This window comes from Methylobacterium sp. J-043 (assembly GCF_022829505.1).
GTDB lineage: Bacteria > Pseudomonadota > Alphaproteobacteria > Rhizobiales > Beijerinckiaceae > Methylobacterium > Methylobacterium extorquens_A.
On the sequence record NZ_JAKSYB010000034.1, the window covers coordinates 243,215 to 265,225 of the forward strand.

At 70.3% G+C, this 22,011-nt stretch carries 20 protein-coding genes and 1 pseudogene; 4 read left to right on the forward strand and 17 right to left on the reverse strand.

Annotation, left to right across the window (positions count from 1 at the left end):
• Positions 1–73 precede the first annotated feature (73 nt).
• From MKK50_RS07815 to msuE, 8 genes and pseudogenes are all read right to left on the reverse strand, one after another.
• Positions 74–1,456, reverse strand: a complete 1,383-nt coding sequence (locus MKK50_RS07815) for an FAD/NAD(P)-binding protein (protein WP_253370743.1) — start codon at positions 1,454–1,456, stop codon at positions 74–76.
• Positions 1,457–1,498: 42 nt separating this feature from the next.
• Positions 1,499–2,461, reverse strand: coding sequence for an aliphatic sulfonate ABC transporter substrate-binding protein (locus MKK50_RS07820; protein WP_499021538.1), 963 nt, complete (start codon positions 2,459–2,461; stop codon positions 1,499–1,501).
• Positions 2,462–2,522: 61 nt separating this feature from the next.
• Positions 2,523–3,500 (reverse strand): sulfonate ABC transporter substrate-binding protein, encoded by a 978-nt coding sequence (locus MKK50_RS07825; protein ID WP_499021540.1) that lies wholly within the window; start codon positions 3,498–3,500, stop codon positions 2,523–2,525.
• Between the two features lie 17 nt (positions 3,501–3,517).
• Entirely contained in the window at positions 3,518–4,705 is a 1,188-nt protein-coding gene (gene ssuD / locus MKK50_RS07830; RefSeq protein WP_253370748.1) for an FMNH2-dependent alkanesulfonate monooxygenase, read from the reverse strand.
• A gap of 31 nt (positions 4,706–4,736) precedes the next feature.
• On the reverse strand, positions 4,737–5,507 hold the full coding sequence (locus tag MKK50_RS07835) for an ATP-binding cassette domain-containing protein (protein WP_499021541.1): 771 nt from the start codon (positions 5,505–5,507) through the stop codon (positions 4,737–4,739).
• Between the two features lie 20 nt (positions 5,508–5,527).
• Positions 5,528–6,376 carry an ABC transporter permease subunit gene (locus tag MKK50_RS07840; protein ID WP_499021543.1) on the reverse strand — a complete coding sequence of 283 codons (849 nt, stop codon included), beginning with the start codon at positions 6,374–6,376 and terminating at the stop codon, positions 5,528–5,530.
• A gap of 8 nt (positions 6,377–6,384) precedes the next feature.
• Positions 6,385–7,369 (reverse strand): annotated as a pseudogene (locus MKK50_RS07845) (aliphatic sulfonate ABC transporter substrate-binding protein).
• A 1-nt stretch (position 7,370) separates the two neighbouring features.
• Positions 7,371–7,940 carry an FMN reductase gene (gene msuE, locus MKK50_RS07850; protein ID WP_499021544.1) on the reverse strand — a complete coding sequence of 190 codons (570 nt, stop codon included), beginning with the start codon at positions 7,938–7,940 and terminating at the stop codon, positions 7,371–7,373.
• A gap of 420 nt (positions 7,941–8,360) precedes the next feature.
• Here msuE and MKK50_RS07855 point away from each other — a divergent pair, with 420 nt between their 5' ends.
• Positions 8,361–9,536 carry an MFS transporter gene (locus tag MKK50_RS07855; protein WP_499021545.1) on the forward strand — a complete coding sequence of 392 codons (1,176 nt, stop codon included), beginning with the start codon at positions 8,361–8,363 and terminating at the stop codon, positions 9,534–9,536.
• A gap of 7 nt (positions 9,537–9,543) precedes the next feature.
• Here MKK50_RS07855 and MKK50_RS07860 read toward each other — a convergent pair whose 3' ends face one another.
• From MKK50_RS07860 to MKK50_RS07895, 8 genes are all read right to left on the reverse strand, one after another.
• On the reverse strand, positions 9,544–10,254 hold the full coding sequence (locus MKK50_RS07860) for a metal ABC transporter permease (protein ID WP_499021547.1): 711 nt from the start codon (positions 10,252–10,254) through the stop codon (positions 9,544–9,546).
• 127 nt (positions 10,255–10,381) lie between these two features.
• Positions 10,382–11,182, reverse strand: a complete 801-nt coding sequence (gene tatC, locus MKK50_RS07865; protein WP_253370761.1) for a twin-arginine translocase subunit TatC — start codon at positions 11,180–11,182, stop codon at positions 10,382–10,384.
• The gene (tatB, locus tag MKK50_RS07870; protein ID WP_499021549.1) at positions 11,179–11,658 is read right to left on the reverse strand and encodes a Sec-independent protein translocase protein TatB; all 480 of its coding nucleotides are present in this window, start codon (positions 11,656–11,658) and stop codon (positions 11,179–11,181) included. The genes tatC and tatB overlap by 4 nt, the downstream gene beginning before the upstream one ends.
• Before the next feature lie 132 nt (positions 11,659–11,790).
• Complete coding sequence (locus MKK50_RS07875) at positions 11,791–12,078, reverse strand: twin-arginine translocase TatA/TatE family subunit (RefSeq protein ID WP_012254652.1); 288 nt, start codon at positions 12,076–12,078, stop codon at positions 11,791–11,793.
• A 266-nt stretch (positions 12,079–12,344) separates the two neighbouring features.
• Positions 12,345–13,373 (reverse strand): beta-N-acetylhexosaminidase, encoded by a 1,029-nt coding sequence (nagZ, locus tag MKK50_RS07880; protein WP_499021551.1) that lies wholly within the window; start codon positions 13,371–13,373, stop codon positions 12,345–12,347.
• Positions 13,374–13,580: 207 nt separating this feature from the next.
• Positions 13,581–15,014 (reverse strand): SPOR domain-containing protein, encoded by a 1,434-nt coding sequence (locus MKK50_RS07885; RefSeq protein WP_499021552.1) that lies wholly within the window; start codon positions 15,012–15,014, stop codon positions 13,581–13,583.
• A gap of 29 nt (positions 15,015–15,043) precedes the next feature.
• Positions 15,044–16,813: an arginine--tRNA ligase gene (gene argS, locus MKK50_RS07890; protein ID WP_499021554.1), complete on the reverse strand. Its 1,770-nt coding sequence runs from the start codon at positions 16,811–16,813 to the stop codon at positions 15,044–15,046.
• A gap of 95 nt (positions 16,814–16,908) precedes the next feature.
• Positions 16,909–17,370, reverse strand: a complete 462-nt coding sequence (locus MKK50_RS07895) for an acyl-CoA thioesterase (protein ID WP_499021555.1) — start codon at positions 17,368–17,370, stop codon at positions 16,909–16,911.
• A 145-nt stretch (positions 17,371–17,515) separates the two neighbouring features.
• Here MKK50_RS07895 and MKK50_RS07900 point away from each other — a divergent pair, with 145 nt between their 5' ends.
• A complete protein-coding gene (locus MKK50_RS07900) occupies positions 17,516–18,043 on the forward strand; it encodes a hypothetical protein (RefSeq protein ID WP_499021556.1) in 528 nt (175 codons plus the stop codon).
• Positions 18,044–18,070: 27 nt separating this feature from the next.
• Here MKK50_RS07900 and MKK50_RS07905 read toward each other — a convergent pair whose 3' ends face one another.
• The gene (locus MKK50_RS07905) at positions 18,071–19,318 is read right to left on the reverse strand and encodes a deoxyguanosinetriphosphate triphosphohydrolase (RefSeq protein ID WP_499021558.1); all 1,248 of its coding nucleotides are present in this window, start codon (positions 19,316–19,318) and stop codon (positions 18,071–18,073) included.
• Between the two features lie 132 nt (positions 19,319–19,450).
• Between MKK50_RS07905 and MKK50_RS07910 the strand changes: the two genes are divergently transcribed.
• On the forward strand, positions 19,451–19,777 hold the full coding sequence (locus MKK50_RS07910) for a HesB/IscA family protein (RefSeq protein WP_004447459.1): 327 nt from the start codon (positions 19,451–19,453) through the stop codon (positions 19,775–19,777).
• Between the two features lie 298 nt (positions 19,778–20,075).
• Positions 20,076–21,974 carry an aq_1923 C-terminal domain gene (locus MKK50_RS07915; protein ID WP_499021560.1) on the forward strand — a complete coding sequence of 633 codons (1,899 nt, stop codon included), beginning with the start codon at positions 20,076–20,078 and terminating at the stop codon, positions 21,972–21,974.
• The last annotated feature ends 37 nt before the right edge of the window (positions 21,975–22,011 follow it).

Here is a 22,011-nt window from a genome sequence, read left to right on the forward strand (position 1 = left end):
GCGTGAAGCGCCGGTGAGGCGAGGCTCTCCGGCGCTTCGGGACGCTTTGCCGAACGACGTGAAGGAGGGTGCGCTACGCCGCCGCCGCGCGGTCGAGGGCTGCGGCGACGAGGCCGGCGAGTTCCGCGGCCTCGTTGCGGATGTCGGGCACAGCGGTGCATTCCCACAGGATGCCGCGCAGGAGCGGCCCCAGGATCCAGAGCGGTCCCCCGCCCTCCCCCGCCGCGGTGTGGACCGCCCGGTAATCCACCCCCGCATCGAGGCCGAGCCCGAACGGGCCGGGACGCACGAGGCCACGCTCGAACAGGCGCCGCAGCAACGGGTCGCGGTTCTCTTTGAGATGACCGAAGCCGGTGGCGTCGATCATCGCTTGGACGGCGAGGCGCTCCGGGCGCTCGGCCCCGCGCAGGCGCAGCGTCACCACCGCCTGCGACGCCTCGTCCTCGATCTCGATCAGGCGCCCGGCCCGTACCGTCAGGGCGCCGCGGGCGATCTCGTCGGCAATGGTCTGCGCGGCCGGTGGGGCGGTGCGGTGACGATGCACATCCCAGAACGGGCGCAGGTGGCGCTGGAACCGGGCCTGCTCCCGCGGCGGCAGGCTGCGCCAGATCGTATCGGTGAGCGGACGCAGGGCGTCGATGACGCCGTGCCAGCCGATACCCAGTTCAGCGGCCCGCGCGACGTCCGAGCGGATGCGGGCGAGGAGCCGCCTCAGGGAGGCGAAGTCGGCCGGCCTCAGGTTCGGCGTAGGCCAGAGGTCGGCGGGGGCGTGGGCGTTCGGCAGCAGGCCCCGGCGCGACAGGGCGAGGATCGCGCCGGTAAAGCCCTGCGCCCGCAGGCTCGCCACGGCGTCGAGCATGGTGAGGCCGGTTCCGACGATCAGGACCGGCGCGTGCGGGTGCAGGCGGCCGAAGCTTTCCGGGGCCCAGGGGTCGAGGCTGTGGCGGCTCTTGGGTGCGGCCGAGGCCAGGTTGCCCATGGCGAGCACGGCGCCGGCGACCCGGTGGGTCTGTCCGCCTTCGGTGTGCAGCAGGAAGCCGCCGGCCCGCGGCTCCAGATCGGTCACCGCGTCGTTGACGAGGCGCAGACGCGGCAGCCCCGGCCCGGTGACGGCCGCGGTCAGCAGGTCGGTGAGGTAGCTGCCGTAGTGGCCCCGCGCCACGAAGGTGCCGGCCGACGTCGTCACGACGCCCTCGCCGAGATCGGCGCCGGAGAGCCACTCCTCGAAATGGCCCGGTCGGTCCGGAAAGGCGCTCATATTGGCGGCGCGCACGTTGAGGAGGTGGGCCGGGTTACCGGTGCCGTAGGCGAGCCCACGCGCGAAGCTGCCGCCGCGCTCGCACAGCAGCACCGGCTGCTCCGGCGGCAGGGCCGAGAGGAGCTGGAGCGCGGCCATGGTGCCGCTGAACCCCGCGCCGATCACGGCGATGGGGGGCAGGCTTGCCTGACGGGTCATCGTGTTCGATCCTGTTCGATCTCTTGCGTGACGCTCCCTCGATCAGCGTGACGGCGATTCCCAGACCGGCAGCGCGGACGCATCCACGGCGCGCGGCAGCAGCCCCTCGGCGCGGAAGGCGTCGGCGATGGTCTGCTGCTCGGCCAACCCCGCGCGGCTTACCGGCTCGACCCGGTAGGAGCGGCGGGCATTGGCCCTTTTGACGATTTCGGGCTCGATCTTCCACAGGGCGCCGAGCCGCGCGGCGGCCGGGTCCGGGTTGGCCTTTACCCAGTCACCGGCCTCGCGCAGCTTGGCGACGAGCAGGGTCAGCACGTCGGCGCGCTTTTCGGCGTAGGTGTCGGAGGCGAGATAGTAGCGCTTGTAGGCCGAGAGGCCGGTGCCGTCCCGCAGGATGCGCGCCCCGGCCTGGATCTGCGCGGCGGAGAGGAACGGGTCCCACGCCACCCAGGCATCGACGCTGCCGCCGGCCAGCGCGCTGCGCCCGTCCGCCGGGGTGAGGTAGGCCGGGTTGATGCTCTTGAAGGGCAGCCCCTCCGCCTTCAGCGCGGCGAGCAGCAGGTAGTGGCTGCCGGCGCCCTTGGTGACCGCGACCTTGCGGCCCTTGAGGTCGGCGACCGTCTTCAGCGGGGAATCGCCCGCCACGAGGATCGCCTGAGCTTCCGGCGAGGCGGCCTCCTGCGCGATGTAGGTGATCCGGGCATTCGCCGCCTGTGCGAAGACCGGCACGGTGTCGGCGACATCCGCCGAGACGTCGATGCGGCCGACGTTCAGCGCCTCCATGATCGGCAGGCCGCTGGTGAACTCGTGCCAGGAGACGGTGACGCCAAGCGGTTTCAGGGCCGTCTCCAGCGCCGCGTCCTCGCGCAGCAGCGCGATCAGCGCCGAGGAGCGCTGATAGCCGATGCGCAGGGTGGATTCCTCCGCTGCGGCCGGATCGCGGCCGAGGGCGAGACCCAGCGTCAGGCCGGCGAGGACGAGGCGGGCGGCGGACCGGCGGTTCATGGGGACTTTTCGGGTTTGCTCGGGAGGAGAGGGTCGTAGCGAGGCCGCGCGTACCGAAAGATCAGCTGCCCGGCTTGCGAACGGCCCCGGCGATGTCGACCGTCTTCGGCACGAGTTTGAGCCCGTGGAAGGTGTCGGCGATGCGCTGTTGTTCCCGCGTCACCGCCTCGTCGAGGGGGCGGATGCCGTAGGTCTGACGCTTGAGGGCAAGGCTCAGGATCGGCGCCGGGATGCCGACGGAGGGGCTCAGTTCCTTGGCCACCGCATCGGTGTTGTCCTTGGCCCAGGCATCGACCTCGGCGACCGCGGCGACGATGGCGTCGAGCGCCGGGCCGTTCTCGGCGGCGAAGCTCTTGGAGGAGAGGTAGAACTGGTGGTTCGGCACGAGACCGGTGCCGTCGGCGAGCACCCGGGCGTTGCCGCCGGCTTCGGCCGCCGCGAAGTACGGATCCCAGATCACCCAGGCATCGACCGCGCCGCGCTCGAACGCCGCCCGCGCATCGGCGGGCGCAAGGTAGACCGGGGTGATGTCGGCGAGCGTCAGGCCTGCCGCCTCGATCGCGCGCACCAGCAGGTAGTGGACGTTCGAGCCCTTGTTGAGCGCGACCTTCTTGCCGCGCAGGTCCGCGACCGATTGGATCGGGCTCGCCTTCGGCACCAGGATCGCCTCGCCCTTCGGCGCGGCGGGCTCGTGGGCGACGTAAGCGAGCACGTCGCTCGCGGCCTGGGCGAAGATCGGCGGGGTCTCGCCCGCCGAGCCGAAATCGACCGCGCCCGCGTTCAGCGCCTCCATCAGCGGCGGGCCGGAGGGAAACTCCGACCACTGCACCCGGTAGCCCAGCGCCTTCAGCTTCGGCTCAAGGCTGCCGCGGCCCTTCAGCAGCACCAGCGTACCGTACTTCTGGTAGCCGATCCGCACCGTCCGCTCGTCAGCATGGGCGGCGAGCGTCAGGCTGGCAAAGATCAGCGCGGCGAGCGCCAGCCACAGGCGCGGCAGCAGCGACGCCGGGATGGAAGCGGAGCGGGTGCGAGCATTCATCGGACGAAACTCCCCGATCAGTGGGCGCTGACGCGGCGGGTCGGCACGATGTCGTTGGCGATGACCTCGCCGAACGGGCCGTTGTTGCGGGCCGTGCTCGGCGCCGTGCCGGTGGTCGCGCGCAAGGGGAGCTTGGGGAAGACCAGCTCGGCGAAGCGGTAGGCCTCTTCCAGATGTGGGTAGCCGGAGAGGATGAAGCGATCGATGCCGAGATCGATGTACTCCTTCATCCGGTCGGCGACCTGATCCGCCGAGCCGACCAGAGCCGTGCCCGCCCCGCCGCGCACGAGGCCGACGCCGGCCCAGAGGTTAGGCGAGACGACGAGCTTGTTCCGGTCACCGCCGTGCAGCGCCATCATCCGGCTCTGGCCGACGGAATCCTGGCGCTTCAGGGTGGCTTGCGCCTGGGCGATGGTGGCGTCGTCGAGCCGCGAGATCAGACGGTCCGCCGCCTCCCAGGCCTCGCCTTCCGTCTCGCGGACGATGACGTGCAGACGGATGCCGTAGGAGAAGGTCTTGCCCTTTTTCTCGGCGGCCTCGCGCGCCTTGGCGATCTTCTCGGCGACGCCGGCCGGGGGCTCGCCCCAGGTCAGGTAGACCTCGCAATGCTCGGCCGCGACCTCGATGCCGGCGGGCGAGGAGCCGCCGAAATAGAGCGGCGGATAGGGCGCCTGGACGGGGCGGAAGATCACCCGGCCGTTCTCCGAGCGCAGGTGCTGACCGGCGAAGTTCACGGTCTCGCCGGCCATCAGTCCGCGCCAGATGTGCAGGAACTCGTCGGTGACGGCGTAGCGCTCGTCGTGGTCGAGGAAGACGCCGTCGCCCTTCAGCTCCACCGGATCACCCCCGGTGACGACGTTGATGAGGAGGCGCCCGTCCGAGATCCGGTCCAGGGTCGCTGCCATGCGCGCGGCGACCGAGGGCTCCTGAAGGCCGGGGCGCACGGCGACGAGGAAGCGCAGGCGCTGCGTCAGTGGGGCCAGCGCGGAGGCGACGACCCAGGAATCCTCGCAGGAACGGCCGGTCGGCAGCAGCACGCCGTAATAGCCGAGGTCGTCCGCGGCCTGCGCGATCTGGCGCAGATAGGGCAGCGAGACGTCGCGGGCGCCTTCCGAGGCACCGAGATAGCGGCCGTCGCCATGGGTCGGCAGGAACCAGAGGACGTCGGTCTTGCCGTCGGCGGGGGGGCGGCTCTGGGCGGTCATGGGGTACGCTCCGAATAAACGAAAGAAGAGGTCAGGCGCCGTGGCCGAGAAGCCGGTCGAGGATGCGGCCTTCGAGTTCGGCCAGCGCCGGGTCACCGCGGCGGCGCGGACGGGGCACGTCCACGGCGACGTCCAGCGCGATGGCGCCCTCCTCGACCACGAGGATGCGGTCGGCCATCGCCACCGCCTCGCCGACATCGTGGGTGACGAGGATCGCGGTGAAGCCCTGGTCCGCCCAGATCCGCTCGATCATCGCCTGCATCTCGATGCGGGTGAGCGCGTCCAGCGCCCCGAGCGGCTCGTCCAGGGCCAGCAGCGCCGGGCGGCTCACCAGGGCGCGGGCGAGCGCGACACGCTGGCGCTGGCCGCCGGAGAGCGTCGCGGGCCAGTTGCCGGCTTTGTCGGCCAGCCCGACCTCGTCGAGGACGGCGAGCGCCCGCTTGCGCCGCTCGGCACGGCCGATTTCCCGCCCGAGCCCGACCGCGACGTTGTCGGAGACCCGCGCCCAAGGCAGCAGCCGCGGCTCCTGGAACATGATTCTTTTCGAATTCCGGTCGCCATTGATGGTCACGCGGCCGGCGCTCGGCTCCTCGAGGCCGAGGATCAGGCGCAGCAGGGTGCTCTTGCCGCAGCCGGAGCGGCCGACCACGGCAACGAACTGGCCGGCGGGCACGTGCAGGTCGAGCCCGCGGATGACGGGCGCCCCCCCGTCGAAGCTTTTCGAGAGGCCGCGCAGGGTGATGGCGAGGCCGGCGTCGCGGTCTCTCGCAGATGCGTCCTCGACGCGCAGGGCAGCGGACATGGGGTTCACTCGCGGAAAAATCAGGCGTTGCGGTAGGCCGGGTTCCAGGCGAGGCAGGTGCGTTCCAGCGCCCGGGTCAGGCTGTCGGCGATCTTGCCGAGCCCGGCGTAGATCAGGATCGCCAGCACCACGACATCGACCAGCATGAACTCGCGGGCCTGCATCGCCATGTAGCCGAGGCCGGAATTGGCCGAGATCGTCTCGGCGACGATGAGCGTCAGCCACATGATGCCCAGGGCGTAGCGCACGCCGACGAAGATCGAGGGCAGCGCGCCCGGCAGCACCACGCGCCAGAACAGCTCGCGCCGGTTCATGCCGTAGACCCGGCCCATCTCGATCAGTTGCGGATCGACCGAGCGGATGCCGTGCAGGGTGTTGGCGTAGACGGGGAAGAACACGCCGAGCGCCACGAGGAAGAGCTTGGCCCCCTCGTCGATGCCGAACCACAGGATCACCAGCGGGATCAGCGACAGGTGGGGCACGTTGCGCACCATCTGCAGCGTGGTGTCGGTGAGCTTTTCCGAGAGGTTCGACAGGCCGTTGGCCAGACCGAAGGTCAGCCCGATGCCGCCGCCGATGAGGAAGCCCGCGGCCGCCCGGGCGAAGCTGACCCACAGGTTCTCCCAGAGTTCGCCGGTCTGGGCGAGGCGCCAGCCCGCGGCGGCGACATCGAGGGGAGCGGGCATGAAGCGGGTCGAGACGAGCCCGAACGAGGCCGCCGCCTGCCAGCCGAGGATGACGAGGGTCGGCACCAGCCAGGGCAGCAGCTTAGCCGTCGGTAGGCGCGACGACCTGCGCTGGAGCGGTGCGGCGGCCTCGGCGCGGTCTGCGCGGCCGGGGAGCGATCGGATCGCGGCGGAATCGGCCATGGTTCGGCTCACCCGTTGTTCTTAGGTCTTGTTGGCGGTCTCGGGCGGCGTCCAGACGATGTCGGACACCCGCACGGGGCGGGGGATCACGCCGATGGCGTGGAAGCGGTCGGCGATGCGTTGCTGCTCGGCGGTCACCGCCGCATCCATCGGCGCGATGACGAAGTGGATGCGATCCACCGCGCGGCGCGTGGCGGCGAGCGGCACGCCGGTGATCTTCGACAGGCTCGCCGCGACGCTGGCGCGGTTGCCCTCGCACCAGACTGCGACCGTGCCGAGCGCGGCGATGGCCGCCTTGAGCACGTCGGCTCGTTCCTCGGCGAAGGTCTTGTTGGCCAGGAAGAAGTTGTTTGTCGGCGCGATGTCCGGGGCCTGTACCAGGATGCGTGCGCCTTGGCCCTCTTCGGCGATGGCGAAGTAGGGATCCCACACCGTCCAGGCGTCGATCGTCCCGCCGGCAAACGCCGCGGCGCCGTCGGCCGGCGCGAGCAGCACCGGGGTGATGTCGCGGTAGCCGAGACCCGCCTTCTCCAGGGCGGCGACGGTGAGGTTGTGCGCGCTCGACCCCTTGGCGAAGGCGACGCGCTTGCCCTTGAGGTCGGCGAGCGAGGCGATCGCGGAGCCCTTCGGCAGCAGGATCGCCGAGCCCGAGCCGCCGCCCGGCTGTGCCGCCGCGTAGACGAGACCCGCGCCCGCGGCCTGGGCGAAGATCGGCGGGGCGTCGCCGGTCTGGCCGAAATCGATCGCGCCGAGGTTCAGGGCTTCCAGAAGCGGCGGGCCGAAGGAGAACTCGACCCAGCGCACGGCCATGTTCTGCGGCTTCAGCGCGGCCTCGATCGCAGCCTGCTCGCGGGCGACGGCGAGGATGCCGTTCTTCTGGTAGCCGATGCGCAGCACGCCCGGCTCGCTTGCGCGGGCACGGCGGAGCGGGAGCGCGGAGCCGGCCGCGGCAAGGCCGGCCGCGAGAAGGCGGCGGCGGTCGAGCATTGCCATCTCAGCGTGCTGCGGCCGTCGCCAGCGGCGCAGAGGCGGCCTGCGCGACGTCGAGGAGCCGGGCGAGTTCGGCGGCGGCCTGCGCCACGCGGTTGCGCACGATCTCGTCGGCGACCCGGCCCTCCACGATTTCGGTGTCGCCGGCATAGACCGCAGTCGGCGCGGTCTGCGCCGAGAAGAAGCCGAAGAGCGGGCGCAAGCTGTGCTCGACCACCAGCGCGTGGCGCGGCCCGCCACCGGTCGCGGTGAGCACCACCGGCTTGCCGATCAGCGCCTCGGGGGCGACGAAGTCGATCAGGTGCTTGAACAGCCCCGCATAGCTTCCCTTGTAGACCGGCGAGCCGACGATCAGCGCGTCGGCCGTCTCGATCGCCTCGACGATCCGTGCCGCCGGCAGCGGCAGGGCCGAACGGCTTGCAACCGCGATGCCGGTGCCCGCATCGACGAGATCGTAGACCTTCAGGTCGATCGAGCGCTGGCGCGACAATTCGGCAGCGACCGCCTCGACCAGGGTGCGGGTGCGGGAGGGGCGGTGCGTGTTGCCGGAGAAGGCAACGATCCGTGCGGGCATCGCGAAAGATCCAAGGCAGGACCGCAGACAAAAAAGAGCGGTGCCAGAACTCTCCGGACGGAGCGTTTCAGGCCTCGAATCTTCGAAAAGCTGCGGAGCGTTGTGGGGACGTTGTTGTCCTGAAATTTAGGGATCTGGGGTGGGGCAAATCAACGGATTGTTTTTGCGTTGTTTTTCTGGGTCGGAGGAAAGTTCTCTCGCAATCCACGTCAAGGCAGGGAGATTATTTTTGCACTCATCGACATTTGGCAGCGCATTGGAGGGCATGCTGTCCAAGCTGGGTCCGGGCCCTGTGGCGCGGCCGTTCTGATGTGAGCGCAGGGCTGCCTCCCGGTCACGCGCCTGTCGCGTCTGTCCGGGATGACCATGTTGCGGCGCTTGTATTGCGGCGCAACACGTGCGCCGCCCGGAGCATACTGCATGGTATCCCTGCCGATCCTCGCGCTCGCCGTCGCCTCCTTCGGCATCGGCACCACCGAGTTCGTCATCATGGGCCTCCTGCCGGAGATGGCGCGCGACTTCGATGTCTCGATTCCGCAGGCGGGCCACCTCGTGTCCGGCTACGCGCTCGGTGTGGTGATCGGCGCGCCGCTCGTGGCGATGGCGACCGCGCGCCTGCCGCGCAAAGCCGCCCTGCTGGCCTTGATGGCGGTGTTCACCCTCGGCAACCTCGCCTGCGCCCTGGCGCCGAGCTACGAATGGCTGATGGCCGCGCGGGTCGCCACCGCCTTCGCGCACGGCGCCTTCTTCGGCATCGGCGCCATCGTCGCGCGCAACCTCGTGCCGCGGGAGAAGCGCACGCAGGCCGTCTCGTTGATGTTCGCCGGGCTGACGCTCGCCAACGTTCTCGGCGTGCCCCTCGGAACGGCGCTCGGACAGGCGTTCGGCTGGCGCTCGACCTTCTGGGCGGTGGTCGGCATCGGGCTCGTGGCGGGGGCGGCCATCGCGCTTGCCCTGCCCGGCGGGATGCCCGGCACGCGGGGCGGCCTCGGACGGGAATTCCGGGCGCTCGGGCGCTGGCCGGTGCTGCGGCCGATGCTGGTCTCGACCCTGTCCTCGGTGAGCTTCTTCACCGTTTTCACCTATATCGCGCCGTTCCTGCTCACCGTGACGCATCTGACGCCCGGCGGCGTGACGGGGGCGCTGTTCGCGGCCGGTCTCGGCCTCACCGTCGGCAATCTCGCCGGCGGCTGGCTCGCCGACCGCGGCCTGATGCGCACGGTGCTCGGCAGCTTTGCCGGCCTCATCGCGGTGCTCGTCGTGTTCTCGCTGGTCGCGCCCTTTACCTGGCCTGCGCTCGCGGTGCTGGTGCTGTGGAGCGGGCTCGCCTTCGCCCTGGTTTCACCGCTTCAGGTCTGGGTGTTGGAGGCGGCCAGCGACGCCCCGAACCTCGCCTCGACCTTGAACCAGGGGGCGTTCAATCTCGGCAACGCCATGGGCGCCTGGCTCGGCGGCACGGCGCTGACTTTGGGCGCGGGCTATGCGGAGCTGCCGGCCCTGGCCGCCCTCGTCTCGCTCCTCGGACTCGCCCTCGCTGCAACGGCGGCGGCGCGGCCCCTGTGGCCGTCCCTGGCGCCAAGCCAGGGACGGTCGTGACTCGGAATTACATCGGTGGGGTGAGGCCGTCCTTGCCGACGGCGACCAGCTTGCCTTCGAGCTTAGCCCCGTCCTTGGCCGTAACCACGAAGATCTTCGCGCCCGGCGTCAGGATCGACTTGTCGGCGGGGTCGAAGGCGACGATCGGCGCCTTGGGCGGCACCACGATCGTCTTCGAGCCGTCCTTGTCGTAGGTCACGGTGAGCGTGCGCTCGCCGCCGCTGCCGGAGCCGGCATTGCTGCTGGCCACGGTGGCGTTGGTCATCGAGCTCTTCACCTTCGGCGCGCCGCCCGCGCTGGCGCCCGCACCGGAGGCCTTCACGGTGCCGTTGGTCATGGAGCTCTTCACCACCGGCCCGCTACCGCCCGCCGTGTGGTCGGGGATCGCGTCCCAGCCGTAATGGCCCTCGGCCGTGCCGCGCATGGATTCGGGGAACAGCACCACTTCGAGCGCCGTCATCGGGTTCTCACCCTTGGTGGCGGTGCCGATGAAGGTGCCTTCCTTGATCTGGTCGAGGCTCGACTTCACCACCCAGGCGAACTTGGCGCCGCCGACCTGCACCGTCTCGGACGTGCCGTCGGTGGTCTTGATCGTGACCGTGCCGGCGTCGCTTTTCTCGATCGTGCCGCGCACCCGCTGAAGCTCCGCCGCCTGGGCCGCACCCGCCAACGTGGTCAGGGCCGCGACTACAAGGGCAGTCCGCATCGTCTGGAACATGAGACTCTCTCCGTTTGAGGTCGGAGAAGGGTGGTGCGGGGCGGAAGTCTTTCAAGATTGCGCGCAAAATGGTGATGCGCAATCTTGCTTATATTCTCCTCAGATGCCGGTTCCGGCAGGCGTTCGATCAGTCCTCAATTCCTTGCGCCCGGCGCCGGGCGGCGCGGATCTTCTCCATGCGCGCGACCGAGAACACCGAGGCCTCGTAGAGAAGCAGCATCGGGATCGCCAGCGAGAGCTGCGAGATCACGTCCGGCGGCGTCAGCACCGCGGCGGCGACGAACACAAGCACGATGGCGTAGCGCCGCTTCTCCCGCAGGAAGGCCGCGTCGATCACGCCGATCTGCCCCAGAAGCGTGAGGATCACCGGCATCTGGAACGCGAGCCCGAAGGCGAAGATCAGCGTCATGATCAGCGAGAGGTACTCGTCGACCTTCGGCAGGAGCTTGATCGTCGCCTCGCCCGGCTGCCCGATCTGCTGCAGCGAGACCGAGAACTGGATCAGGAGCGGCATCGCCAGGAAGAAGACGACCAGCGCGCCGAGGAGGAAGAAGATCGGCGTCGCGACGAGGTAGGGCAGGAAGGCCTGGCGCTCGTTGCGGTAGAGGCCCGGCGCGACGAAGGCGTAGACCTGCGTGGCGATGACGGGGAAGGCCAGGAAGCCCGCGCCGAACACGCTGAGTTTGATGTTGGTGAAGACCTGTTCGAGGAAGTGGGTCGCGATCAGCTCGGCGTTCTGCGGCCCCACGATCGAGACGTAGGGGTGCACCAGGATGTTGTAGATCTGCTTCGAGAAAAAGAAGCAGCCGAAGAACATCACGATGAACGCGATCAGCGACTTGATCAGTCGCGAGCGCAGTTCGATCAGGTGCTCCAGAAGGGGGGCCCGCGAGGCCTCGATCTCGGCCTCATCGCGCTCGTCGCTCATGGAGTCGGGCCTGTTTCGGGCTTGGTGCCGGGGGTGATGGGAGAGGTCTCGACGGGGGCAGCGGGTGCCGGCGCAGCGTGCATCTGTTCGGCCTGCTGGCCGGGCGTCGGCCGCGGCACGTCGAAGCGGCCCGCGTCCTTCACATCGGCATCTTTCGCGCCGGCATCCTTGCTGCCGGAGCCGGGGCGGCTCTCGACCGCGCTGCGGATCTCGTTGCGGATCGTGTCCACGGGGTTGAAGGTCGGGCGCGCGGCGTCGACGGTGCGCTTGACGCCCTCGACGTCGCGGCGGACCTCTTCCAGCTCCGCTTCGCGGATCGCCTCGTTGAATTGCGACTGGAACTCGCCGGCCATGCGCCGGACCTTGGTGGTGATCTGGCCCAGCGTGCGCAGGGCCTTCGGCAGATCCTTCGGCCCGATGACGATCAGGGCGACGCCGCCGATCAGCATCACCTCGCCCCAGCTCATGTCCAGCATTGCGTCGTCCGTCCCGCGGGGCCGCGCCTGTCGAGGACGGGCGAGCGGCCCGCGCTATCCTGCCCGGAGCCGATCTTCAACCGTGCCCGAAAGCCGTTGCAGCCCTTGCACGCCCCTTGTTGAGCCTGTCGGTCAGACGGCCTTGTGGTCGCCCGCCGGCACGTGCGGCTGAACATGCGGCGGCTGCGGGGCCGTACCCGGCGCACCCTGGTGCGGCAGCGTGCGGACCGGATCGTTCGGGCCCACCGGGGGAACGCTCGTCGCCGTATTCGGCTGGGTCTCGTCGTCGGCCATGCCCTTCTTGAAGGCCTTGATGCCCTTGGCGACGTCGCCCATCAGCTCGGACACCTTGCCGCGGCCGAACAGCAGCATGACGACGACCGCCACGATGACCCAGTGCCAGACACTCATGCTGCCCATGGCAACCTCCTGCACCGCACCAACTCCGGCGGCGCCTCCACTTGAATTCGGGCGAACCTAGGGATCGCGTGGCGCGAACACAAGCAGTGCCCGGCGCACAGGCGGGCAAAGGCCGCGCAGGGCCTGCCCTTCTTTGTCGCATTCCGCCTCGTTGCCGGGCGTATCGCTGGACCATCGGGCGCGTAGAGCGCGCCGCGGCGCGAAAGCCAAGGCCGCGGGAGCGGCTGCCGGCGTTCGAGGCCGGAAAAGAGGCGGTGTGGTCGCTGTTATGCGATCGCGAAGGCTGCTTCGAAGCGGGCGCGGGCCTCCACCACGTCGAGGGCGTCCGGCGGCGTGAGGCGGGCAAGTGCGGCCTCGGCCCGGCGGGCGCCCTCCCCCGCGAGATCGGACGCGCCCTCGGCGACGGCCCGCATCTCGTCCATGCGTCCGTTGCAATGGAGAACGACGTCGATGCCGGCACGGTAGGCGGCTTCCGCACGCGCGCGGAACGGGCCCTGGAGCGCGTGCATCGACAGGTCGTCGGTCATCAGAAGGCCGTCGAAGCCGATCTCGCCGCGCACGATCTCGCGGATCACGCGCTCCGACAGGGTGGCGGGCTGCTCGGGATCGAGGGCGGTGAACACCACATGTGCGCTCATGGCGAGCGGCAGGTCGGCCAGCGCCCGGAACGGGCGGAAGTCGCTCGCGCCCAGGCTCGCCCGGTCGGCCTCGACCACGGGCAGGTCGAGATGGCTGTCGCAGGTCGCCCGGCCGTGACCGGGAATGTGCTTGATAATCGGCAGCACGCCGCCCGCCATCAGCCCCTCGGCCACGGCGCGGCCGAGTTCGACCACCCGCTCCGGCGTGTCGCCGTAAGCCCGGTCGCCGATGATGTTGTCCGAGCCCGCGACGGGGACGTCGAGCATCGGCGCGCAATCGACGTTGATGCCGACCGACGCGAGGTCGTGCGCCATCAGCCGGGCGCCGAGCCGGGCGATGTCGGCGGCGTCATCGCCGAGGGCACCGAAGCGGCCGCCCGCGGGATATTTCGGCCAGTGCGGCGGGCCCATGCGCTGCACCCGCCCGCCCTCCTGATCGATCAGGATCGGCGCATCCGCCCGCCCCACCGTCTCGCGCAAGGCGGCGGTCAGGGCGCGCACGTCGTCCGGCGTGCCGATGTTGCGCTTGAACAGGATGAAGCCCCAGGGCCGCAGATCGCGGAAGAAGGCGGCCTCCTCGGGCGTCAGCGCCGTGCCGGAACAGCCGAGGATGACGGCGCGGGGCGTGCTGGCGGAGGTCATGCTCGCGGAGGTCATGGAGCCGGCGTTCCTCGGACGGGGCGAAACGGGCGAAAGGGCTTGCCGAGCACGGCGTCGATCCCACTCACGCCCTCATCCTGAGGTGCCTGCGTCAGCGGGCACCTCAGGATGAGGAGTCGGATGGGATGCGCGCAGTCGAGCCGGTTCCGGGGATTTGCCGAAACCGGCCGATAACAAGCGCAGTGTCAGCTCAGTTATGTCGGCTCAGTTCTTGGCGACGAAGCACTGGCCGCCCGCACCTTGCAGCGCGCTGCACAGGCTGGAGGCTTCGTTCTTGGCGAGCGGCCCGACGCGGACGCGGAACAGGGTCTTGCCGTTCACCTCGGCCTGCCGGATCAGCTCGGGCTTGCCGGAGAGCTGGCTGTACTTGCCCTGCATCTCACGGAAGGCGGCCCGCGCTTCGCTCTCGCTGCCGCGCACGCCGAGCTGGACCGAGTAGCCGCTGACCGGCGCCGTGAGCGAGCCGGAGGCGGGAGACGGCTCGGAGGTGCTGGCGGTGGTCTCGGGCGAGACGGAGGCGACGCGCTGCTGCGCCTTCGGGCGCGCGGCGGGTGCCGCGGGCGTCTCAGACGGTGCCTCGGCGACGGGCGTGGTCGCCGGCGCCGTGGCCAGGGTGCGCGAGGCGGAACGGCGGGGCTCCGAGGCCGGCGTCGCGGTGTTCGCGGCGGAGGCGTCGGGCATCGTCATGGTCGGGATCGCCGAAGCCGGCGCCTGGGCGGTCTCGGCCGCGGGCGCAGGCGGCTGGTGGACCGGGGTGTCCGGCTTGACCGAGACGGTGCGTACCCGGCGCGGCTCGCCGAACGTGTCGGACAACGTGTTGCCGGGTGTCGCCCCGCCTTGCCCCGGTTCGCCGCCGTCGCTGCGGGCGGCCGCGGTGCGGGCGGCTTGGTTGACGTCGAGCGGCTGCTCTTCGCGGTTGACGATCTTGATCTGACCGTCCTTGGCGTTGCGGTCGTAGATCTGCTTGTTCTGGTCGGGAATCTCGACGCCGTCGGTCGCTGCCGGCTGCACCTTCAGCGGGGTCTTGTCGGCGAGCACGGTGATCGGGCCGCCGCTGCCGCCGCCATGGGTGCCGCGCCACGCCAGGGCACCGCCGACGCAGACGGCGACCACGGCGAGGCCGGCACCGACCTGGACGAGGCGGTTGCGGGCGCGCGGACGCTCCGCTGACCGCGTCCGGTAAGTCTCGTCGGCCTCGGCGAAGGCCGCCGGATCGGTCGTGCCGTCGGCGTACATGCCCTGTTCGACGGAGGCGAGATACTGGTCGAAGGCGTCCGCCGGGCTCTGGGACTGGCCGGGGGTCTGAGTCTGCGCGTCGGCATGCGCCTGGCTGTGCGCTTGATTCCTGGTCGGGTCGTGGGCGGGCTCGTCCACGAAGGTCGGCTCGACGCGGGCCGGACGGCCCGTCTCCGATCCGCGCGTCACGGGAGCCGCCTCCTGGGCGGCGCCCTTCTCCCGCGCTTCCAGCAGGGCGCGGAAGGGATCGTCCTGCCCGACGATGCGGGCAAGCTCGGCGAGCGGGTCGCCCTTGGGGGCGGCCTGCGGAGCCTTGCCCCGGATCGCCTCCTGCGACGTCTGACGCAGCTCGCGCTCGAAGGCATCGAAGTCGACCGTCGCGCGCGAAGCGTGTCCCGTCATGGCCTCATCCTCTCAACAGCCGTCCTCGGTCACCGCATCTCATCGGGTGCGGAGACGCCCAAAACCGCGAGGCCGGAGGCAAGAACGCCGCCCAAGGCCTCCACGAGGGCCAAGCGGGCCCGGGTGGACTTTCTGTCGGTTGGATTAACAATCCGTAATTGCGGCAAGTCTTTGCCCTTGTTCCAGAAACTATGCAGCGAACTCGCCGTTTCATAGAGATAGAACGCAATTCGGTGCGGTTCATGCGCCGCTGCCGCTGATTCGAGCACCCGCGGATACTGTGCAATCAGGCGCATCATCTCGATCTCGCCGGGATCGGTGAGCACCGACAGGTCCGCATCGGCGAGCAGCGCCGCGGGCGAAAGGTCCTCGCCGGGCATCGCCTCGCGGGCCTGACGCAGCACCGAGAAGCGCCGGGCGTGGCCGTACTGCACGTAGAAGACCGGGTTATCTTTCGACTGCTCCACCACCTTGGCGAGGTCGAAATCCAGCGTCGCGTCGTTCTTGCGGTAGAGCATCATGAAGCGGATCGCGTCGCGGCCGACCTCGTCGATGACGTCGCGCAGCGTCACGAACTCGCCGGCTCGCTTCGACATCTTCACCGGCTCACCTGCGCGCAAGAGCCGCACGAGTTGGCAGAGCTTGACGTCGAGCCGGGCCTGCCCGTCGCTGACCGCCTTCACCGCCGCCTGCATCCGCTTGACGTAGCCGCCATGGTCGGCGCCGAGCACGTCGATGAGCTCGTTGGCGCCGCGCAGCCACTTGTCGCGGTGGTAGGCGATGTCGGAGGCGAAGTAGGTGAAGGAGCCGTCGGACTTCAGCAGCGCCCGGTCCACGTCGTCGCCGAACTGGGATGAGCGGAACAGGGTCTGCTCCCGGTCCTCCCAATCGTCGGGCAACTGGCCCTTGGGCGGCGGCAGGCGCCCCTCGTAGACGAGGCCCTTCTGCCGCAGCGCAGCGAGCAGCTCCGCAACCTTGTTGGCCCCTTGGCCGCCGTTCTCGCCCTGAAGCGTGGCTTCCGAGAAGAACACGTCGTGGCGGATGCCGATCGCCGCGAGATCCTCGCGGATCATCGCCATCATCGCGTCGATGGCGAAGCGGCGCACCTGCGGCAGCCATTCGTGCTCGGGCCGGTCGAGGAGCGCCCGGCCATGCGTCTCCGCCAGTTGCGCGCCCACCGGCTTGAGGTAGTCGCCGGGATAGAGCCCCTCGGGGATCGTGATCGTCTCGCCCAGCGCCTCGCGATAGCGCAGGTAGGCGGAGCGGGCGAGCACATCGACCTGCGCGCCGGCATCGTTGATGTAGTACTCGCGCGTCACCGGCCGGCCGGCGGCGGCCAGCAGGTTGGCGAGCGCGTCGCCGAACACCGCGCCCCGCCCGTGGCCGACATGCATCGGCCCGGTGGGGTTGGCCGAGACGTACTCGATGTTGACCGGGCCGCCCGGCATGTGTCCGCGCCCGAACGCCTCGCCCTCGCGAAGCGCCGTACGGATCACATCCTGAAAAACCTCCGGCGCGAGCCGCAGGTTGATGAAGCCGGGCCCTGCTACGCTCGCCTCGACGATGCGGGGATCGGTGCGCAGTTCTTCAGCCAGCGCCTCGCCGAGCGCCTTCGGGTTCTGCTTGGCCTCCTTCGCCAGCACCAGGGCGGCGTTGGTGGCGAGATCCCCGTGCGAGGCGTCGCGCGGCGGCTCGACCACGACGCGCGACAGGTCGAGCCCCTCGGGCAGCCGGCCGGAGCGGGTGAGGGATTCGAGCGCCTCGCGCACGCGCGTCTCGAAGAGGGCGAAGATGTTCATGAGGCTCAGGTGTTCGTCGTTGCCGCGAGCCGGCCCACCCGCGCGTCGGGCGGCCGGAACCGTCCGGGGCGGCATAGCAATGGCGGGCGGGAGTGTCACGGCGCCTCCTCCGGGCCGACCGCGAGTTCCGCCAGCACCGCCCGCAGCCGCTCCGGCAGCGGCACCGGCCGGCGCGTCTCCCGGTCGACATACACGTGGACGAAGTGCCCCTGCGCGGCCGCCTCCGCCTCGTCATCGCGAAAGATCGCGATCTCGTAGCGTACGCTGCTGCGGCCGAGATGGGCCACCCGCACGCCGGCGGTGATCCGGTCGGGGAAGGCGACCGGAGCGAAGTAGCGGCAGCCCGTCTCCACCACGAGGCCGATGACGGGGGAACGGGCGATGTCGAGGGCGCCCACCTCCACCAGGATCCCGTTCACCGCCGTGTCGAAGAAGGCGTAGTAGACGACATTGTTGACGTGCCCGTAGACGTCGTTGTCACCCCAGCGCGTCGTCAGCGGCACGAGCCGGGAATAGGCGACGCGGGTATCGCGCGCGGTGGTGCGGTCGGTGCTCAATCGGTCCTCCGTCATATCTGGCCCCTGCGTGGCACCCTGCTGCCTTTCGTGCGGGGACAGGGCGCTCTCTCGGTAGAATGCACCGTTGCACGCAGGGCGCGAACGGCGGCGTTGTCGGAGCAAGATCCTGCATGGAGACCGCCCGATGAAGTCCTTCGCCCTCGCCGCTACCGCTCTCGCCGCCTTGGCCTTCGCTCCCGCAACCGTCGAGGCCCGCGAGTTCGGCGGCCATGGCGGCTATGTCGGCGGCGGGCGCCATCATGGCGGCTACGGTCATCACGGTTATGGCGCCCGCTTCGGTCACGCCGGCCGCTTCGGTGGTTATCGCGGCGGGTTCGCCGGCCATCGCGGCGGCTTCCGGCATCGCGGCTTCGGCTATGGTGGTGGTTACGCCTATCGCAGCCATGCCGCGCGCGGCTTCTACGGCCGCGGCTACGGACGGAGTGCCGGCCTCGGCCTTGCGGGGGCCGGGATCGGTCTGGCCGGTGCCGGGCTCGGGCTGGGCCTCGGGCTCGCCGGGGGCGCGCTGGGCGGCGGCTGGGGTGGTTACGGCTACGGCGCGCCCGCCTACGGCTACGCGGCACCGGCCTATGGCTACGGCTACGCGCCCGTCACCACCGGTTACGCGCCGGTCTACAACACCGGCTACGGCGCGGGCTGCGTCTGCGAATGAGATCGTGAGCCTTCGGCTGGCGGCGCCTCACGGCTCGGTCAGCGGCAGGCCGCGGCTCGGCGGGCTCCAATGCAGGTTGGGTGTCGCGGTAAACAGCCGGCCGTGCTCCAGCACCGCGTAGGTGTCGGTCATGCCGGCGATGTAGTCTGCGATGCGCCGGGCAAGGCGGGCCTCGCTGGCATTCCCCAGACCTTCCGACCATTCGGCCGGCATCCGTGCGGGGTCGGCACGGAAGGCCGAGAACAGGTCGTCGACGATGGTCGCGGCCTTGGCCCGCACCGCCATCACTTCCGGGTGGCGGTACATCCGCGCGAACAGGAAGCGCTTGATGTCCGCGTCCGCCGTGGCGATGGCGGGCGAGAAGGCGATGACCGGCTCGTGCGCGGCCCGAATGTCGCCGACGCTTCCCGGCGCCAGCGCGGCGATGCGCGCCTCGCCCTCGCGGATCACGTCCTCGACGAAGCGCGTGATGACGCGCCGCGCCAGCTCATGGATCTTTCGCGACGGCTCCAGGCCGGGATGCAGGGTGTCGATCTCGTCGAGCAGCCCGGACAGGAACGGTACGGCCGCAAGGTCGGAAAGATCGAACAGCCCGGCCCGCAGGCCGTCATCGAGGTCGTGGGCGTCGTAGGCGATGTCGTCGGCGAGCGCCGCGCCCTGCGCCTCCGGCCCGGCGAAGCGCGACAGTTCGAGGTCGTTGGCCGCATTGTATTCCAGCACGGCCGCTGGGATGCCGTCGGCGGCGTAGCGCGGGATCGGCGCACCGGAGGCGTCGAGCAGCGGGCCGTTATGCTTGACCAGCCCCTCCAGCGTCTCCCAGGTCAGGTTGAGCCCGTCGAAGCCGGCATAGCGCCGCTCCAGCCGGGTAACGATGCGCAACGCCTGGGCGTTGTGGTCGAAGCCGCCGTAATCGGCCATGCAGGCATGCAGCGCGTCCTCGCCGGTATGCCCGAAACAGGTGTGGCCGAGGTCGTGGCTCAGCGCCAGCGCCTCGGCGAGATCCTCGTCGAGGCCGAGCGCGCGGGCGAGCGCCCGGGCGATCTGGCTCACCTCCAGGCTGTGGGTGAGCCGCGTGCGGTAATGGTCCCCCTCGTGATGCACGAAGACTTGCGTCTTGTGCTTCAGCCGCCGGAAGGCGGTGGAGTGGATGATCCGGTCGCGGTCGCGCTGGAAGTCGCTGCGGGTGGGCGAGAACGCCTCGGGGATCAGCCGCCCGCGGGTCGCCGCCGGATCGGTGGCGTAGGGCGCCCGCCAGCGCTCGCCGTTCTGCCGCACCTGCTCAACCCTTCCTTCCGCAGCCGCGTTGCGGCCGGCCGTTGCACCCCATATCTTGGGTAAGGGGGAGCCCGCGACAATCGCGGGCCCTCACCTTCACGACACCGGTTCGAGAAACGGGGCCGCGCCACGATGGCCGACATCAACCTCACCGCCCGCGCCGCCAAGCGGATCAACGAGATCATGGGTGCCGAGCCCCCCGGTTCGTCGCTGCGCATCAGCGTGAACGGCGGCGGCTGCTCGGGCTTCTCGTATGCCTTCGACATCACCAGCGCCCGCGAGGGCGACGACGTGGTGATCGAGCGCGACGGCGCCACCGTGCTCGTCGATCCGGTCTCGCTCGAATATATGGGCGGCGCGACCATCGACTTCGTGAACGACCTGATCGGCCAGTCCTTCAAGATCGAGAACCCGCTCGCCACCGCCTCCTGCGGCTGCGGCACCTCCTTCGCGATCTGAGGACGCGATCCGAAAATCGCGGGCGGGGCGATCACCATTCGGGCCTCAGGCGCCGGTGACCGCCTCCGCCGACAGTCTCGACGCTTTGGGCTGTCGCTCCGCTCGACGCTTTCCGGGGCTCAAGCCCCGAAAAGCCCGCTCCGCGCGACGCTCTTCGCGCCATGGGCCCGCGCAAGCGGCGTCGAGTGACTGACCTGCCGTGGCACCGGCGCAATTGCCACGCCTGTGGAAAACCGGCAGGGATGGAAGTCTCACGGCCCTTTTCCGATCTCCCGCCAGCCTGCGATCCGATCCAGCCATGACGTCATCGACGCGCCGTCCCGTCCTCATGCGGGCACTGCTCGCCTCGGCTTGCGCGGTCGCGCTGCTGACAGGGCCCGCGCCCTCGGCGCCGGCCGTGGCACAGGAGGCGGCGTCCGCGGTCCAGGATCTTGTGCTCGACAACGTGAGCCTCGCCTTCGGCGACACGCTCGTCACCGCGCCGAAGGTCACGGTGAGCGGCACGCGCCTCTCCCGCGACGACCTGCTTGCGATCTTCAAGGCCGACGCGAAAGACGCGAAGGATCCGGTCAAGGATCTCTGGCCGGCTCGGCTTCAGCGCCTCGATGCCGGCAGCCTCACCATGCCGGAGTTGCGCGTCGAGCGCCGCGACGGCGACCGGCGGCAGGTCGTCACCTACCGCGACGTGGCCGCGCGCACGATCCGGGCGGGGCGCATCAGCGAACTGACGGCGGCCGGTGCGACGCTCTCCGTCGAGGGCGCGCCCCAGGCGGGCAGCGGCAGCTACGGCCGCATCCGCGCCGAGGAGGTCGATCTCACCGCACTGGCACGCCTCTACAGCGAGGCCGGCGACGCGAGCAGCCCGCTCCAGCGCCTCTACGTGGCACTCGCCGTCGAAAGCATCGCCTTCATCGACGAGCGCGGCACCACGGTGTCGATCGCCCGTCTGACCGGCCGCGACCTCGCCGGACGCCAGACGGCGGCAACCTGGCGCGGCGCCGTGGAGGCCTTGGGCGATGGCGGGCTGGCCGAGGACGACCGGGCCAAGCGCGCCCGCTCGGCCGGCCTGCTCGCGGATCTCGCCGAATCGGTCTCGGTCGGCAGCCTGGAGGCGACGGACCTGACCGTGAAGGAGGTGAAGGGCGATGACCCGCTCTCCTTCAGCATCGGCCGCATGAGCTATGCCGGCGGAGCTGAGGCCGGCATCACGCTTGCCGAGATCGGCTTCGGAGCCAAGGAGGCGCAGGGCAAGATCGCCCGCCTTTCCCTAACCGGCTTCTCCCTGGAGCCGACCATCGCCGCCCTTCGCCGTCTCGCGAAGGCACCGCTCCCCGCCGGTACCGATCTCGGGAAGGGGGCGGCTCCGGCGCCGGACCTGCAGGAGGCGGAGTTGCGCCGCCTGACGCCGGTCATCGGCACGCTGACCCTGTCCGATCTCGGGCTCGATCTCGCGCAGGTGGCGGTCGTGCCCCCGGCCGCCTCGGGTGATCCGCTCAAGGCGCCGAATCGGGTTCCGCTCCCGCCGCTCCATATCGGCCTGCGCGGCGCCAGCATGAGCTTTGGGCCGCCCAAGGATGGCGTGCCGACCGAGACCCGCTTCACCCTGAGCGGCCTCACCATGCCGACTTCCGCCGTCGAGGGCGTTCCCGGTCTCGGCTCGCTCGGGCTCTACGGCTACCGCGACCTCGATCTCGATGCCACGGCCGACACCGCCTGGAGCGAGGACAAGCGCGAGCTGAGCTTCAAGGCGCTGTCGCTCTCCGGCAAGGATATGGGCCGGCTGCATCTCAACGCCACGCTCGGCGGCATCGGCCCCGAGGTGTTCGATCCCGATGCTGCGGTCTCGGGCTTTGCCATGCTCTCGGCCACCGCCAAGGCGCTGGACCTGACGCTGGAGAATGGCGGCCTGTTCGAGCGCTTCATCGACGCCCAGGCGAAGGTGCTGAGCCTCAAGCCCGACGAACTGCGCAAGGAATACGTCACGGCGAGCGTGATCGGCGTGCCGGTGATCCTCGGCAACTCGGCCGCCGCCAAGGCGATCGGCGCGGCGATGGGCAAGTTCGTCGCCAAGCCCGGCAGCCTCTCGATCAGCGCCAAGGCGAAGAGCGGCGAGGGCCTTGGCATGGTCGATGTCAGCACCGCCCCGACCCCGGCGGCGGTCCTCGACAAGCTCGAGGTGAACGCCAAGGCCGAGTAGTCTTCTCGGCCCGCGTTACGCCTCGGCTCGGCGAAGC